The sequence below is a fragment of the Burkholderia sp. lig30 genome, assembly GCF_000687455.2.
In the GTDB taxonomy this organism is placed as follows: domain Bacteria; phylum Pseudomonadota; class Gammaproteobacteria; order Burkholderiales; family Burkholderiaceae; genus Burkholderia.
Window position 1 is genome coordinate 63181 of sequence record NZ_JGVW01000011.1, and the last position, 14119, is coordinate 77299.

The window sequence follows — 14119 nt, forward strand, 5'->3', positions numbered from 1 at the left end:
GCGCGGCGCCGGAATCGCGCCGCGCGGTCGTGTTAACATGCGCTTCCCGCCAGCGCTCCCGCACTTCCGACGTGCGCCGCCGTGCGCGGCATCGTCCCGGCTTCGTGCCGTCAACCGCCATTCCATCGCCATCATGTCCGCAGGCCTCAATCCCGCTCAAAGCGAAGCGGTGCGCTATCTCGACGGCCCCTGCCTCGTGCTCGCAGGCGCGGGCAGCGGCAAGACCCGCGTCATCACGCAGAAGATCGCGCACCTGATCGAAGCGAAAGGCTTCGAGCCGCGCCACATCGCCGCCGTCACGTTCACGAACAAGGCCGCCGCCGAAATGCGCGAGCGCGTGTCCAAGCTGCTCGAGGGCAAGACCCTCACCACGCCCGGCAAGGAAGGCCGCAAGGTGCCCGTCAACCAGCTGACGGTCTGCACGTTCCACTCGCTCGGCGTGCAGATCCTGCGCCAGGAGGCGGAGCACGTCGGCCTGAAGCCGCAGTTCTCGATCATGGATTCCGACGACTGCTTCGGGATGATCCAGGAGCAGATCGGCACCACCGACAAGGGTCTGATCCGCAAGATCCAGAACATCATCTCGCTGTGGAAGAACGGCCTCGTCACGCCCGAGGAGGCGATGACGCTCGCCGCCAACGAGGACGAGCACCAGGCCGCGCTCGTCTACCGGAACTACGTCGCGACGCTGCATGCGTACCAGGCGGTCGATTTCGACGACCTGATCCGCCTGCCGGCCGAGCTGTTCGCGCGCAACGAGCAGGTGCGCGACCGCTGGCAGAACAAGCTGCGCTACCTGCTGATCGACGAGTACCAGGACACCAACGCGTGCCAGTACGAGCTGCTGAAGCTGCTGGCCGGCCCACGTGCCGCGTTCACCGCGGTCGGCGACGACGATCAGGCGATCTACGGCTGGCGCGGCGCGACGCTCGAGAACCTCGCGCAGCTCGGCAGGGACTTCCCGAAGCTGCAGGTGATCAAGCTCGAGCAGAACTACCGGTCGACCGTGCGCATCCTGACCGCCGCGAACAACGTGATCGCGAACAACCCGAAGCTGTTCGAGAAGAAGCTGTGGTCCGAGCACGGGATGGGCGACACGGTCACCGTCACGCAGTGCAACGACGAGGAGCACGAGGCCGAATCGGTCGTGTTCCGCCTGTCCGCGCACAAGTTCGAGCGGCGCGCGCAGTTCCGCGACTACGCGATCCTCTATCGCGGCAACTTCCAGGCGCGGATCTTCGAGCAGGTGCTGCGGCGCGAGCGGATCCCGTACGTGCTGTCCGGCGGCCAGTCGTTCTTCGACAAGGCCGAGATCAAGGACCTGTGCGCGTACCTGCGCCTGATCGCGAACGCGGACGACGATCCCGCGTTCATCCGCGCGGTCACGACGCCGCGCCGCGGGATCGGTAACACGACGCTGGAAGCGCTTGGCTCGTTTGCCGGCCAGGCGAAGGTGTCGCTGTTCGAGGCGGTTTTCATGGGCGGCATCGAGGCGCGGCTGTCCGCGCGGCAGGTCGAGCCGCTGCGGATGTTCTGCGACTTCATCCAGCGCCTGACCGAGCGCGCCGACAAGGAGCCCGCGACCGTCGTGCTCGACGACATGATGGAGGCGATCCATTACGAGGCGTACCTGTACGACGCGTTCGACGAGCGGCAGGCGCAGTCGAAGTGGCAGAACGTGCTCGAATTCCTCGAATGGCTGAAGCGCAAGGGCACGAAGCCCGAGGCGGCCGAGGCCGTCGACGGCGAGGCCGAGGGTTTCCACAACGCCGACGGGCTCGCCGACACCGGCAAGAACCTGCTCGGCCTGATCCAGACCGTCGCGCTGATGTCGATGCTCGAAGGCAAGGACGAGGACCCGGACGCTGTGCGGCTGTCGACCGTGCACGCATCGAAGGGGCTCGAGTATCCGCACGTGTTCCTGGTCGGCGTCGAGGAGGGGATCATGCCGCACCGCGGCGGCGCCGAGGACGACGGCCCGATCGACAACGAGCGGATCGAGGAGGAGCGCCGACTGATGTACGTCGCGATCACGCGCGCGCAGCGCAGCCTGCATCTGAACTGGTGCAAGAAGCGCAAGCGGGCGCGCGAGACGGTGGTCTGCGAGCCTTCGCGCTTCATCCCCGAGATGGGGCTCGACGAGGCGCCGCCGCCCACGCCGGAAGAAGCGCCGATGACGCCGAAGGACCGGCTCGCGAGCCTGAAGGCGCTGCTGCAGAAGTGATGGCGGCGCCGTCCGGCGCATCACCGGACGATGGATGGACAAACCCCCGCGTTGCTCGCGCAACGCGGGGGTTTGTCGTTGGGGCTGGCGGGTGCCGTCGTATGCGTTATTTGGCGGCGTTGACCATGTAGTCGACCGCGGCCTTCACGTCGGCGTCCGGCGCGCTCGACCCGCCTTTCGGCGGCATTGCGCCCTTGCCGTGCAGCGCGTAGTCGTAGACCTTGTCCATCGGATCCTTCAGGCGTGGCGCCCAGTCGTCTTTATTGCCGAACTTCGGCGCGTTCAGCACGCCCGTCGAGTGGCATGCCTGGCAGACCTGCTGGTAGAGCGCCTTGCCGGCCGATGCGGTATCGGCGCTCGTCGGCGCGGCGGCCGGCGCTTCGCCGGGCTTCGGGATCGCGGCCATCGCGGCGAGTGCCGCGGCGGCTTGCGCGTTCGTTGCATCGGCGGCGCCCGAGGCAGGCGCGGCGGCCGCCGTGCCGGAGTCCTGCACCACGACCTGCGCGATCGGCGCGACGCGGCGCGCGACGGCCGCATCGGACAGCGCGTCGGTGCCCGCGCCGAAGCGGAATGCCTGGTTGGCGTAGGTGGCGAACAGGATGATCAGCGCGATCGGAATGACGAACGATGCGATGATGACCGCGATCAGTTGCTTCGGGGTCTGGACGGGAGCCTGGTGGGGTGCTTCGCTCATGCTTGCCTCGTCTGCGTGAGTAGGAACTGTGAGCGGTGCGGCAACGGCGGTCTGGCTACTCGAAGAAGCTGGGACGATTATAGACGGAAGGTTTACGCGACTGCGAGCGCCCGGGCGGCGCGTGTTTACCCGCACGGACGGGCGTCGGGGCCGGCAGTGCGGACGCGCGGTGGACGCGTCATTCGAAACACGGTATCCTTGCGTTCTTGTCATCTGTGATGCTTCCCGGTTTTATAGGGTCGCAACACTGTCTCGCAAGCGCCCGTAGCTCAATGGATAGAGTACTGCCCTCCGAAGGCAGGGGTTGCTGGTTCGATCCCAGCCGGGCGCGCCAAGTCTGATAAGGGTTTTGGCGATTTCACGTGCTTCCGTGTCAACTTTGTACGGAAAATATACGGAAGTCTGCTGCTACGACGTCTAGGCTTTTCCCTTCTGTAGATATGCCATTTCTCTCCTGTAGAGTTGGTAGGTGATCGATGTCGTCTGAAGTTCTTGGGGCGACTCAAGATCGAGCACGTTCGACCGATGTATCAGGTGTTCGCACACGGACTTTGGGGAGGACGGATGTCACGTCCTTCTCGCTGGCATAGAGTCGTGTCAGTGATGCGGGCCTTGATAGCCGACGCTCCTCGACGAGGTTTGCCAACGTCCACGCTTGAACATTGGCAGGCTTACCAAGCCATAAGGAAGCGAAAACGGCCTTATACCGTTTTCCCTTTGTTTAATTCCATTGCTTCAAGCTTGGATCGGCCTGACATTTCTGGATTGGAATCAGTTTGCCCTTGTAGATGCGCGTAATGCGATGTGTTGCCTTGTTCGTATCAACGGTGAGGCAACCACAGGATCGTCCCTCATCCGTAGCAGGCATGTGCTGATCGAAGCCAGGCGGGGCATCATTCCCGGCAGTGTTGTTGCCAATAATTTGCCAGTCCCCATCGCGGTCGAATAAATCAAGTCCATGTGTGCCGCCATTCTGGAGCCAGCCGCAGCGCGTTTCCGCATGAGCAGACGTAGTCGTAGCGAGCAGTGCGGAAAGTAATGCGGTGGCGATAGTTATATTTTTCACGATGCGTTTATCGGATGAGATGGAAAGGTGAGGAGTCGCTTTTTATGCCGGATTCCTCGTCTGAACGGCCGGCATCAATTATTGCAGGCAACGCCGGACTGAGCCAGTTCTCGATTGACGCCTCCGCCACTGCGTAATGACCCAGCCGATCCTGCACGGGTAAAGCCATCTCGTTATACAGAAGTAGTCCATCCCCCGCGGAGACGTGAGGAGCATTGTCCGAATGCAGGGGTTGTAAACACGCGCAGGGTGACGTTTACTCTCGGATTTTCGGTCAAGCATGAGCAACGATCTGGGGGCATGGGTGGAGGAAGAATTCGAGAATCTGGACCTTGGGGACCCGAGGCGGGATCGACGCGCCAAGGCACTGCTCAAGCGGCTGGCGGCCCAGCCTGCGGCAAGCATTCCGGGCGCATGTGAAGGCTGGACGGCAACCACCGCGGCGTATCGGTTTCTGGGCAACGAGCAAATCGAGTGGCAGGACGTGATGCAACCGCATTAGGAACGCACGGCAGCCCGGGCTGGCCAGTTTCCGGTCGTGCTGTGCATCGCTGACACGACCGAATTGAACTTCAACGGTCAGGAGATGGAGGGGCTGGGGGCGCTGAGTTACGAAGCGCAGCGGGGCATGTACCTGCATCCGACCTACGTGGTGACGCCGGACCGGGAGCCGCTGGGCGTGCTCGACGCGTGGATATGGGCTCGCGAAGCGCGAGATGCCGATGGCCAGCGTGGCGGGATCAAGGAGAGCGTACGCTGGATCGAGGGGTTGCGGAGCAAGCTGCGCTGCTGCCCGAGACACGTCTGGTGTACGTGACGGATCGTGAGGGGGGCATCGCCGAGTTGATGGCGCGCGCCCAGAACCTGGGGCACCCGGCCGACTGGCTGGTCCCCAGCCAGCACAACCTCAATCTGGCGGCGGCGGGCAAGTTGTGGGAAGGCGTCGACGCCAGTCCGGTGCTGGGGGAAATCACCTTCGTCTTGCCGGGACGTGCGGGCCAGAAGGCGCGTCAGGTCAAACAGGAATTGCGAGCGCAACGGGTCAGGCTGTCGGGCCGCAGCGGCCTGGAGGTGACCTGTGTGGCAGCTCAGGAGACCGACGCGCCCGCGGGCGTCAAACCAGTGGTCTGGCGGTTGCTGACCAACCGGCAAGCGCCGGACGCGGATGCTGTCATTGAGCTGATTGACTGGTATCGGGCCCACTGGGAGATTGAGATGTTCTTCCATGTCCTGAAGACCGGCTGCCAGGTCGAAGCGCTGCAGCTATCGCATATGGATCGCGTGGAGCGGGCCTTGGTGCTGTACATGATCGTGGCGTGGCGCATTGCCCGGTTGATGCGGCTGGGCCGAACCTGTCCAGATCTGGATGCGTGGCTGTTCTTCCATGCCGACGAGATTCGCGGCGCGCATCTGCTCGCCAAGAGGGTCCGCCCGAAGACCCCGGTCACGCTCAATCAGATGATCCGGTTAGTCGCTTCACTGGGCGGGTTCCTTGGACGCAAAAGCGATGGCGAACCCGGTGCCAAGACCGTCTGGATCGGCATGCAGCGAACCATGGATGCCGTGTTCATGATTCAGGCGCTGCGCGACGAGTGAGGACTTCTGTATAACGAAATGCGTTTACCGCTGCATCAAGTGCGGTACTTCGGGCTCTACGGATCACCGGCCGATGCGCGCTCATAATTGGAGCCAGAATAGCGGCTGTCGGTCCTGCGACAGTCACGGCACGTTGAAGCTCTGGCTCTTGTAATTTCGTCCATCCTTCCAATCTGCGCGAAACGCAGCACACGTGCGGGGCTTGTCGGTCGAGTCGCCGGTTTGGGGTGACGACGCTTGGCGCTCCACGCAAGTTCCTTCTGTCGGCGGGTCCGAATGTCAGACTGCACCGGCTATCACTTTCGGTTCGATGGCATGAACGGTGCGATACGCCCCGCCACGCTTGTCGCCCGGTAGTATTGGCGTCTCGAGCGTGGCCGGGCCGCGTCACTAATCACGAGAGGGGCAGATGGGGACTTGACAGAACCGACAGAATTAACCAAAAGACTCAGTGTCGAGACTCTCGCCATATGGCGTGTGCGGCAGGGGAAAAGTGGTGAGAAACTCCCTCTTTTCGCAAGATTTCCGGCTACGGAAAAGCGATAAAATGTTTCGGCTAGAGAGGTTTCGCGTAACCGCACGAAATTCGACCCAGTTGGTGCAGTTTCTTGTTTTTCTGATAAACATCGATTTATAAAATTGCGATAAATGAACGTTACAACTTCAGATGATTGTATCGGGATAATTGCAGATCATCCCCGATCGAAGCACTTCATTGTATTTGGATATAGGGATGGATCTTACTCTCTCATTCCGAATAATTTTTTTAAAAATTGGGTGGACGAAGAGGCTCAGGCGGGGACATTTCATATAGGACGAGGCTCCGGTTTGGGTGTTGGTTCGATCGCCAAGTATGACGCAGGCGCTCAGAGTCTCGTTATCGGCAAGTACGTGGCTGGCGGCTTGCGGCTACGATTCCTGCTGAATGGGCAACACGAAATGCGAACAATTTCGACGGCTATGTTTAGCGCCTACGGAACGGGTATTGCGAATGCTCAAACTCCTCAATACGGGGATACCGTTATCCACAATGATGTATGGATTGGCGACGAAGCCCTGTTCCTCGGCGGTAGTGACATCGAGAACGGATGCGTGGTCGGCGCACGCACGGTCATCCCGCCGAATTTCCGTAGCGAACCCTATGGCATCTATGTCGGCTCGCCTGCCCGCTTGGTACGTTTTCGCTTTTCTGAAAAGGTACGTGAAAGCTTGCTGGAACTTGCATGGTGGGACATGCCATTGGATTGGATAAAGGAAAACAATGAAGCATTTATGGTTGATCTTACTGCCGACGAAGGGCGCTCTCTTGAGATCCTTGCTGAACTGAAGCGCGCAAAAAGTGCAGTCAACGATTTGAATATTGTCGCCGCCAAATAATCGTGACCTATTCTGATTCGAAAAAGCAACGCAATTTCTGAACCGCCCCGAGAATCGTGAAGGCCGGCTCGTTTAAGTTAATGCTGTTCGATAACAGTGTTTTTGAGCTGCCTGTTGTAGGGCGCCTCAGCCAAACACGCTCGATCTCGGGTCGAAGAATCCCATCGCGTTTCGCATGGGCGCAGCGTTTCGATGGATCGCGAAGCCGAGCCGCATGATGTCGGTAGCCCGACGGGGCAATCCGCAAGACCTTGCAGATCGGCTCGCCCCCAAAGGGGTCGCGATGCTGCTCGACAAAGGCCTTTAGGACTTGAATCGGCGGTCAAGTTCTGACTGGGCAAAAAAGCGCACTCGCCGGCTTCAGGATCTCGTTGGTTCGGCGCAGTTCCGTTCTCCCGCTCCACCTCCCTTGCTCGAATGGATCGACCGTTTGCCGCCGTCGTCGGTCTACTACGATTTCGGCGCGAGTAACGGAATCTTCGCGCTGTACGCCGCGAAGCGCGGCCTGAAAGTGATTGCGATCGAGCCTGATCCGTCGAACTATTTCCTGCTTTCGTGGAACGCGTTTCTCAATACGGGCAGCAGCATCGATATTCAGGCATTCAACGTGGCTGCTTCCGACCGCTTCGCCATCGACCGGCTTTACATTCGGAAGATGGAGCTTGGCGCGCACGAGAAGATCGTAGGCCAGCCATCGTCGGTGTCCGGTGACGCGTTTGAGCCGCAGCACGTACATACGATCCAGCTCGTTCACTTCGATCGCCGGCGCGCGCAGTTCGGCCTTCCCGCGCCGGAATACCTGAAAATCGACGTTGATGGGCACGAGGCGCCGGTGCTCGACGGTGCGGTGGTCGACAGCCTGCGCACATGCCGCGGATTGCTGATCGAGATCGAGGATGCGAAGATGGACCGGCTCACGAAGCAGCTGAGTGAGTTTGGTATGACGATGGCGAACCAGCATCCGGTGCAGAATGACTCGGGGCTGTGGAACTGTATTTTCACGCGGCGATTGTCGCGCCGTCCGCTCGGCAGTCACAAAACCGCGACGACGATCTGGCGCGATGACGACGTGCTGGATGCTTTCTCAATGCGACCGGCTGCGGCTGGCCGCGTTTGAATGCTGCTTTGAAGGACTGACTCAAGGCGCACAAGCCAGTGTAACGAATTGTGTTGTCGAGATGCGGCTGACTTTTCCGCGTCCTGCCTCTGCGTGAAGCGAGCGCCCATTCGCTGCGCGCGTGCCTTGCGCCACAGTTCAGACAGCGATGAATGCGTTCCCGGATCGGGAGCAACTCGGGCTCAAAGAACCCGCTGCTCCCGATGCCACTGAACGTGTCCGCCGAGCATTGGCCCCCAACCCGGAAATCGCGAGTGAGGAGACAAGCTGTTCCCGGCCGGGTCCGGACCGATGATGCTTTTCCTGAACCGTGGCCCGGCCGGATGACCGGCTATCGCTGCGGCGCCAACACAAACAGCACGTAGCCGCGCGCGGGCAGCGTCATGCCCCACGCATGCTTGCTGACCTCGACCGACACCGGCTGTACGCCGCTGAACGCCCGAGACGCCGCAATGCACTTCGCATCGTCGTTCCGGCAGGCGAGCAGCACGCCTTCCCGGGCCACATCGCCCGCGCTGACCCACGGCGTCGTGCGCGGCTCCTCCATGTCCCAGTAACGCGTGTGCCCGTTGCTGTAGAACGCAATCGACTGCGCCTCATGAGGCGAACCGGCAACGACCGGAATATCCTGCCCGGTGCGCTGTTTCCACAGCGCATGGGCTGCCGCCGACAGTTCCGCGCGCGGCTCCGCCGCATCGTCGGTATTGCGCCGCGCGCCGCTATAGCCCACGACGGCCGTCGCGACGAGCACGAGCAGCCAGTAGATGACGAGCGCGCGAACGGCGCGCCGTGGCACCAGCTCGATACCCGCGCGATCGAGCACGGCCAGCCACAGCGGCGCGATTGCGAACCACTGCGCCATGCCCCATACCGATGCCATCTGCGTCCTGGCCAGGATCGCGATGCCGCCCACCGCGATCAGCGGCGCGAGCGCGAGCCACCAGAGATCCGGATGCCGCGACGGCAGCACGCTGCCTGCCGCCATCAGCCGTGCGGCCTGCCCGCGTCGATCGCGAACGAGCAGGACGACGAAACCGAAGCTCAGCAGCAGATAGCCGATCTGCGCGAGCGTATAGATGCCGAACCGGCCCACCGCGGCCAGCAACGTCCCGCCGGTGCGTTCCTCCGCATAGCCGAGGGTCGGGAAGTGGTTGACGACGAGCCAGTGAAGGTGCGGCGCCAGCGCGACGACGCCGGCCAGCACCACGGGCAGCGCACGCCAGCTGAACACCCGTGCGCGCCACGCCGGCCGTGCGAGGGCCGCGAGGAACAGCGCCATCAGCAACACGGACGAAAAATACTTCCCGAGCACGGCCGCGCCGGCGAGCGCGCCGAGCGCGATCGCGGATCGCCACCCGCCGGTCTGCATGAACCGGACGAAGAAATAAGCGGTCCACGGCCAGACGGACAGCAGGACCGAATTCGCGTTGAACTTGATCGCCAGGTTCGAGTAAAGCGGCGAGACGGCCATTGCGAGTCCGGCCACGACCGCGAGCCGGCGCGGCAGGAACCGCCCGGCAAGCACGACGATGCCGAGCAGCCCCGCCATCGCGTTGACTGCCGACAGCGCGAAATACGCGAGGTCCGTGTGCGGGAAGAGCCGGAACCACGCGGCCGTGATCCACGCAAACAGCGGCGGGTGCTTGGCATAGCCCGCCTGCCACTCGATGCCCCATGCGTAGTTCTCGATCATGTCGCCTTGCGTGTCGAGATTGCCGCGCGAGAGCCACGCGGCAACGGTCCACACGAGCGCGTGAACGGGGAGCAGCCAGATCAGGTGCCGCGCGTCGCCGGCGTCGCGCGTGTCGGACGGGGCGCCTGCGACGGGATGTCTTGTGGTTGTGGCGTGTGACATGGAATGCTTCACTTTCTCCGGGGTGGAAGAGGCGGATCGTGGCGCCTGCCACGCGCGACGGTCACGGAACGTCCGGCGCGAGCGGACGGCATGAGTGAACAGCGGCAGGCAGTCGTGACGCGCTGCATCGGCAGCCGCGGCATGCGCAACCGGCGCGCGGGCACGACCCTGCGCGCGACGTTGGCGGCGATACGGGCGTCCCGGCCGGGGCTGCCTTGCCGACCCGACCGAACGGGGCGCCGGCTGCGCCTGCCCGGCGGCGAGTGTCGCGGCGGGCAGGGGGGCCGGTAGGGGCGCGGACGGACGAATTGTAGAGGAAACCTGACTCGAACGATCAATTTTGGGGCATGGCGAGACCCGCCGTCACGCGGGCATCTGCCCGGCACGGGGCCGCCGTGTGCGACGGCCGCCGGCCGATGGGGTGCGGCTACAGGCGCGTCGGGTGAGCCGTATCAGCCCCGTTCGCAGATCGCATAGACGCTCGAGCAAAGATCCGGATACACGCGCCCCAGCTCGAAGCACCCTTCCAGATAGGCATCGCTGATGATCCCGGCCTGCAGCGCGGCGTCGATCTGGAAGTTCGCAAGTCCCTTGAACATCACGCCGCCCGTCGTCGCCGCACGCAGCCCCGCAGCGCGCAGATCCGCGCCGAGCGTGTCGAGCGAATACGTGACGCGATGGCCATGTGCCGCTTCCGCCGGCGTCACGGCCGCCGCATGATCGATCAGCCCCATTTGCACCGCGATCTGGCGCGAGGCCGCCCGCGCATTGGGGACGGCGACGAACAGCCGGCCGTGGTCCGACAGCCACCCGCCGATCCTCCGCAGCACGTCGACCGGATGATCGAGGTGCTCGAGCGTATGGATCAGGAAAATATTGTCGTAGCGGCGCTGCGGCTCGAACGTTTCGAACGTCGCGTGGTGAAATTTCACGGTTTCGCCGACCCTGGCCGCCGCCGCTGCGATGCAGTCGCCCGATGCTTCGACGACTTCGAGGTTGTCGAAGCGTCGTGCCGCCAGCCGCGTGAAATTGCCTTCGAAACACCCCAGTTCCAGCGCATTGCCGCTTTGCAGAAACGGCGCGAAGGTCCGGAGCATGTATTCGTGCATCCGGTAGTCGAAGTCGTACGCGTAGCGGTGGTCCGTGTGGTCTTTCGCTTCGGCGTTGTAATCCCGGCTCATGTGATCAGTCCTGTCCACGTTGATAGAAGCGCTGCTCGACCGGCACGTAGAATTCCTCGAGCGTTTCGGGGACGCGTGCGTTGAAGCCGATCACCTGGCGCAGCCAGGCGTCGCAGCGTTCGATGTTCTGATAGCCGAAAAGCCGTGCGTAATCGAGCTGCGGCTTGAAGAACGGGCTCGTGAAGGTGAGCGTCAGCGCGCGGCGCGGCGCGTCGGTCAGATTGCGTCCGCCGGCATGCCACACGCGCGAGTCGAACAGCAGCACCGAACCTCGCGGGCCGGTCGCGCGTTCGGCCTCGGCGTAGAAAGCGTCGTCGTCCGGGCGCGCCTGCATCGTTTGCGAGCGCGGCAGCAGATAGGTCGCGCCGTTTTCCGCGGTGAAATCGTCGAGCATCACGAGCGCGTTCAGCATGAAACGCCGATCGTCGGAGCCGAAGCGGATGTCGCGATGTACGTTCTGGACGTACGCATGCGAATCGCGCTCGTTGAGCACCCCGCCGTACGAATTCAGAATGAAGTTGCCGCCGAAGAATTCGCGGAACGTCGGTTCCAGCGCGGCGAACCGCGCCAGCAATTCGACATAGCACGGACTGTCGTTCAGCAGATGGTGCAGGGTGCCCGCGGCGTCCTCATACACGCCGTTCCGGCGCCGGATCTCGTCGCGCAGCGCGAGCGACGGGCCGAGTGCGTCGCACAGTGCGTCGATTAGTGCGTGATCGAACAGGCTCGGGATCACTGTCCAGCCGGCGGTCGCGAGCGCGTCGCCGTCACGGGTTTCGATTGAAGGTTGCATGAGGTGAGATCGCAAAAGGGTTCAGGCGAGCGGCGGCCGGTCGGTGGCCAGCAGCGCCATGGGAATCACGTCGACGTAGCGGCCTTCCTTGAAGGCCGCCTGTCGCAGCAGGCCTTCCGCGCGGAAGCCGGCTTTTTCATACAGCGCGATCGCGGGCGTGTTCGTCGCGAGCACGGTCAGGAAAATGCGGTGCAGGTTCAGGTCGTCGAACGCGTGGCGCAGTGCCAGGCGGGTCGCCTCGGTGCCGATGCCGCGGCCGCGCAAGGCCGCATTGCCGAGCTGGATCGCGAATTCCGCGCTGCGGTTGACCCAGTCGATGTCGAGCAGGTACACCACGCCGACCATCGCGCCCGTTGACCTGGTGCAGATCGCGAGCCGCACCGTGCGGCTGCGGCCGGCCAGATAGGCGTCGAACCATTTGTCGTCGACCTCGGCGTTCACATAGCGGAACGGGCCGCCCAGCATGCCGACCAGCTCGCGATCGGCGCGCCATGCGTTGAGCGCGGCAAGGTCGGCGCGCTCGAGTTCGCGCAGGAAAATCTCGTCCTTCATCGATCGAGTTGCTCCAGTAGCAGGTGCGTCAGCGGCGCCAGCTGCGCGACTGACAGGCGCTGGTCGCATGGCAGGAAGAGCGTCGCTTCCGGCAGCGCGCGCTCGAAAGCGGGCATGTCGGGCGAGTCGCTCAGGTCCGGCCAGTAGGTCGGCGTATAGACGCGACGTGCGCGCAGCATGTCGCGCAGCCCGGCGGGAGCGCCGAGAAACGGGTAGCAGAGCGGTGCCGCGTCGTCGTCGACGCGTATCGCCAGGCGGTTGCGGTGCCCGAGACGTTCGTGCAGAAAGCGGAAATTCGCCGCGCGGCGGGCGCGCACCGAGTCGTAATCGATGCCGGCCAGCAGGCGTTGCGTGAGCGGCGACATGCGCCGCGGCGCCTGCCAGCGCAGGCTCGCCTCGGCGGCCGCGTACTCCGCATAACCGGCTTCCGCGCCGGCCGCCAGACGGGTGAGCAGGTGCTTGCTGCGTCCGAGCGAGCCGTCGTCGACGTCGTCGGGCATGGGCACCGGCGACTGCGTGACGAGGTAGCCGCCATCCGGCACGCCGACGAATTTGCGCGGCGAGTAGACGGTCGCGAGGCAATCGCGCGGCGCGGAGAACAGCGCATGCGCGTTGTCGATCACCACGCGCGTGCGCGGATGACGCGCCAGCACGTCGTCGACATGCCGGTCGCAGATCCCGAAATAATTGACGTACAGCAGCCACTCGCCGTCGCCCGGTTCGACGTCCGGGCAGCTCAGGTCGTGCCCGAGCGCGTAGCGCTTGAGCGTCGTGCCGGTGGTTTGCAGCGGCTCGAGCATGCTGTCGCAGAGATACCAGGGCACCCATACGGCCGCAGGCTGTTGCGCGCGCAGCAGTGCCAGGAATGCGGCGCGCGCGGACTGGAAGCGCAATGCGTCCGCGTGGCATTCACGCCGGTCGCTTGCGACTTCGAGTTCGAAATATCCGCCGATCGCGTCTTCGATCATGCCGCCACCCCGCCGAGCAGCATCGCCCGCACCGCATCCACCCGGTTGAACATCAGCAGGTCCAGCATCGACAGGCCCGGCACGAACGGCGCGCCGAATTGCGGGTAGGGGCGCAATTCGGGCTCGACGAACGCGAGGTCGATGCCGGCGGCGGCGAAACGCGTACTGTCGTACAGCGCGCGTCCGCCCGGCAGGTTGACGTAGGTGCGCGCCTGTTCGCGGGCGCAGATGTCCAGCACCCGTGCCTGGCCCTTGAACGCGTCATTGCCGTACTGCGTCGAGGTCGCGACGAACGCGGGGGCGATGCCGATGTGGCCGCAGGTTTCCATCACGCTATGCGCGGCGAGCCGCGCGATCGAGTCGGTGTCGAGCGACAGGATGCGCTCCACCAGCTCCATCACGGCGACGTAATGCGGCGCTTTCGCATACGCGTGGCGCAGCAGTTCGCGCAGCTTGGGGTGCCAGCGTTCGCGCGGCTGGATCTGCACTTCGTCGATCCTGCGCGAGGAACTGGCGCCGGCGAGCGGCACCGTCAGGTAATGCGCCTGCCCGCCGAGCAGGATGCGATTTCGATTGATCCAGCCGTTCTTGATGAACGCGACGTCGTCGTAGAACACGAATTTGTCGACCGCCGCGGCAAGCTGAAAGTAGCCGACGTACGGAAACAGATACGGTTGCATGATCGCCAGCTTCATC

General features: G+C 63.6%; 10 protein-coding genes, 1 tRNA gene, 4 pseudogenes and 1 other annotated feature. Of the genes and pseudogenes, 6 read left to right on the forward strand and 9 right to left on the reverse strand.

Annotated features, from left to right (window positions below; genetic code table 11):
- The first annotated feature begins 133 nt into the window (after window positions 1-133).
- On the forward strand, window positions 134-2224 hold the full coding sequence (locus LIG30_RS00750) for a UvrD-helicase domain-containing protein (protein WP_038708780.1): 2091 nt from the start codon (window positions 134-136) through the stop codon (window positions 2222-2224).
- Between the two features lie 106 nt (window positions 2225-2330).
- On the opposite strand, the gene LIG30_RS00755 is transcribed toward LIG30_RS00750, so the two are convergent.
- Window positions 2331-2918: a c-type cytochrome gene (locus LIG30_RS00755; RefSeq protein WP_038708781.1), complete on the reverse strand. Its 588-nt coding sequence runs from the start codon at window positions 2916-2918 to the stop codon at window positions 2331-2333.
- Window positions 2919-3176: 258 nt separating this feature from the next.
- On the opposite strand from LIG30_RS00755, the gene LIG30_RS00760 reads away from it, so the two are divergent.
- A tRNA-Arg gene (locus LIG30_RS00760) sits at window positions 3177-3252 on the forward strand.
- Between the two features lie 387 nt (window positions 3253-3639).
- On the opposite strand, the gene LIG30_RS24735 is transcribed toward LIG30_RS00760, so the two are convergent.
- Entirely contained in the window at window positions 3640-3984 is a 345-nt protein-coding gene (locus LIG30_RS24735) for a DUF4087 domain-containing protein (protein ID WP_160326668.1), read from the reverse strand.
- 280 nt (window positions 3985-4264) lie between these two features.
- On the opposite strand from LIG30_RS24735, the pseudogene LIG30_RS00765 reads away from it, so the two are divergent.
- A pseudogene (locus LIG30_RS00765) lies at window positions 4265-5580 on the forward strand (IS4 family transposase).
- A 648-nt stretch (window positions 5581-6228) separates the two neighbouring features.
- Window positions 6229-6957 carry an acetyltransferase gene (locus LIG30_RS24740; RefSeq protein ID WP_038708782.1) on the forward strand — a complete coding sequence of 243 codons (729 nt, stop codon included), beginning with the start codon at window positions 6229-6231 and terminating at the stop codon, window positions 6955-6957.
- Window positions 6958-7087: 130 nt separating this feature from the next.
- Here the strand turns inward: LIG30_RS24740 and LIG30_RS25825 are convergent.
- Window positions 7088-7345, reverse strand: a pseudogene (locus LIG30_RS25825) (IS3 family transposase); the annotation flags it as partial.
- Window positions 7190-7305, reverse strand: a sequence feature (AL1L pseudoknot). It overlaps the preceding pseudogene by 116 nt.
- A gap of 42 nt (window positions 7346-7387) precedes the next feature.
- Between LIG30_RS25825 and LIG30_RS00770 the strand changes: the two are divergent.
- Window positions 7388-7801: pseudogene (locus LIG30_RS00770) on the forward strand (FkbM family methyltransferase); the annotation flags it as partial.
- A gap of 159 nt (window positions 7802-7960) precedes the next feature.
- Window positions 7961-8094 (forward strand): annotated as a pseudogene (locus LIG30_RS27505) (BrnA antitoxin family protein); the annotation flags it as partial.
- 311 nt (window positions 8095-8405) lie between these two features.
- Here LIG30_RS27505 and LIG30_RS00775 read toward each other — a convergent pair.
- The 6 genes from LIG30_RS00775 to LIG30_RS00800 form a co-directional block, all read right to left on the reverse strand.
- Window positions 8406-9929, reverse strand: coding sequence for a glycosyltransferase family 39 protein (locus tag LIG30_RS00775; protein ID WP_051994813.1), 1524 nt, complete (start codon window positions 9927-9929; stop codon window positions 8406-8408).
- 452 nt (window positions 9930-10381) lie between these two features.
- On the reverse strand, window positions 10382-11110 hold the full coding sequence (locus LIG30_RS00780; RefSeq protein WP_038708787.1) for a class I SAM-dependent methyltransferase: 729 nt from the start codon (window positions 11108-11110) through the stop codon (window positions 10382-10384).
- A gap of 4 nt (window positions 11111-11114) precedes the next feature.
- Window positions 11115-11903 (reverse strand): phytanoyl-CoA dioxygenase family protein, encoded by a 789-nt coding sequence (locus tag LIG30_RS00785; RefSeq protein ID WP_051994814.1) that lies wholly within the window; start codon window positions 11901-11903, stop codon window positions 11115-11117.
- Between the two features lie 21 nt (window positions 11904-11924).
- Window positions 11925-12455, reverse strand: coding sequence for a GNAT family N-acetyltransferase (locus LIG30_RS00790; protein ID WP_038708789.1), 531 nt, complete (start codon window positions 12453-12455; stop codon window positions 11925-11927).
- On the reverse strand, window positions 12452-13423 hold the full coding sequence (locus LIG30_RS00795; protein WP_038708790.1) for a hypothetical protein: 972 nt from the start codon (window positions 13421-13423) through the stop codon (window positions 12452-12454). The genes LIG30_RS00790 and LIG30_RS00795 overlap by 4 nt, the downstream gene beginning before the upstream one ends.
- Complete coding sequence (locus LIG30_RS00800) at window positions 13420-14118, reverse strand: WbqC family protein (RefSeq protein ID WP_038708793.1); 699 nt, start codon at window positions 14116-14118, stop codon at window positions 13420-13422. The genes LIG30_RS00795 and LIG30_RS00800 overlap by 4 nt, the downstream gene beginning before the upstream one ends.
- Window position 14119 lies beyond the last annotated feature (1 nt).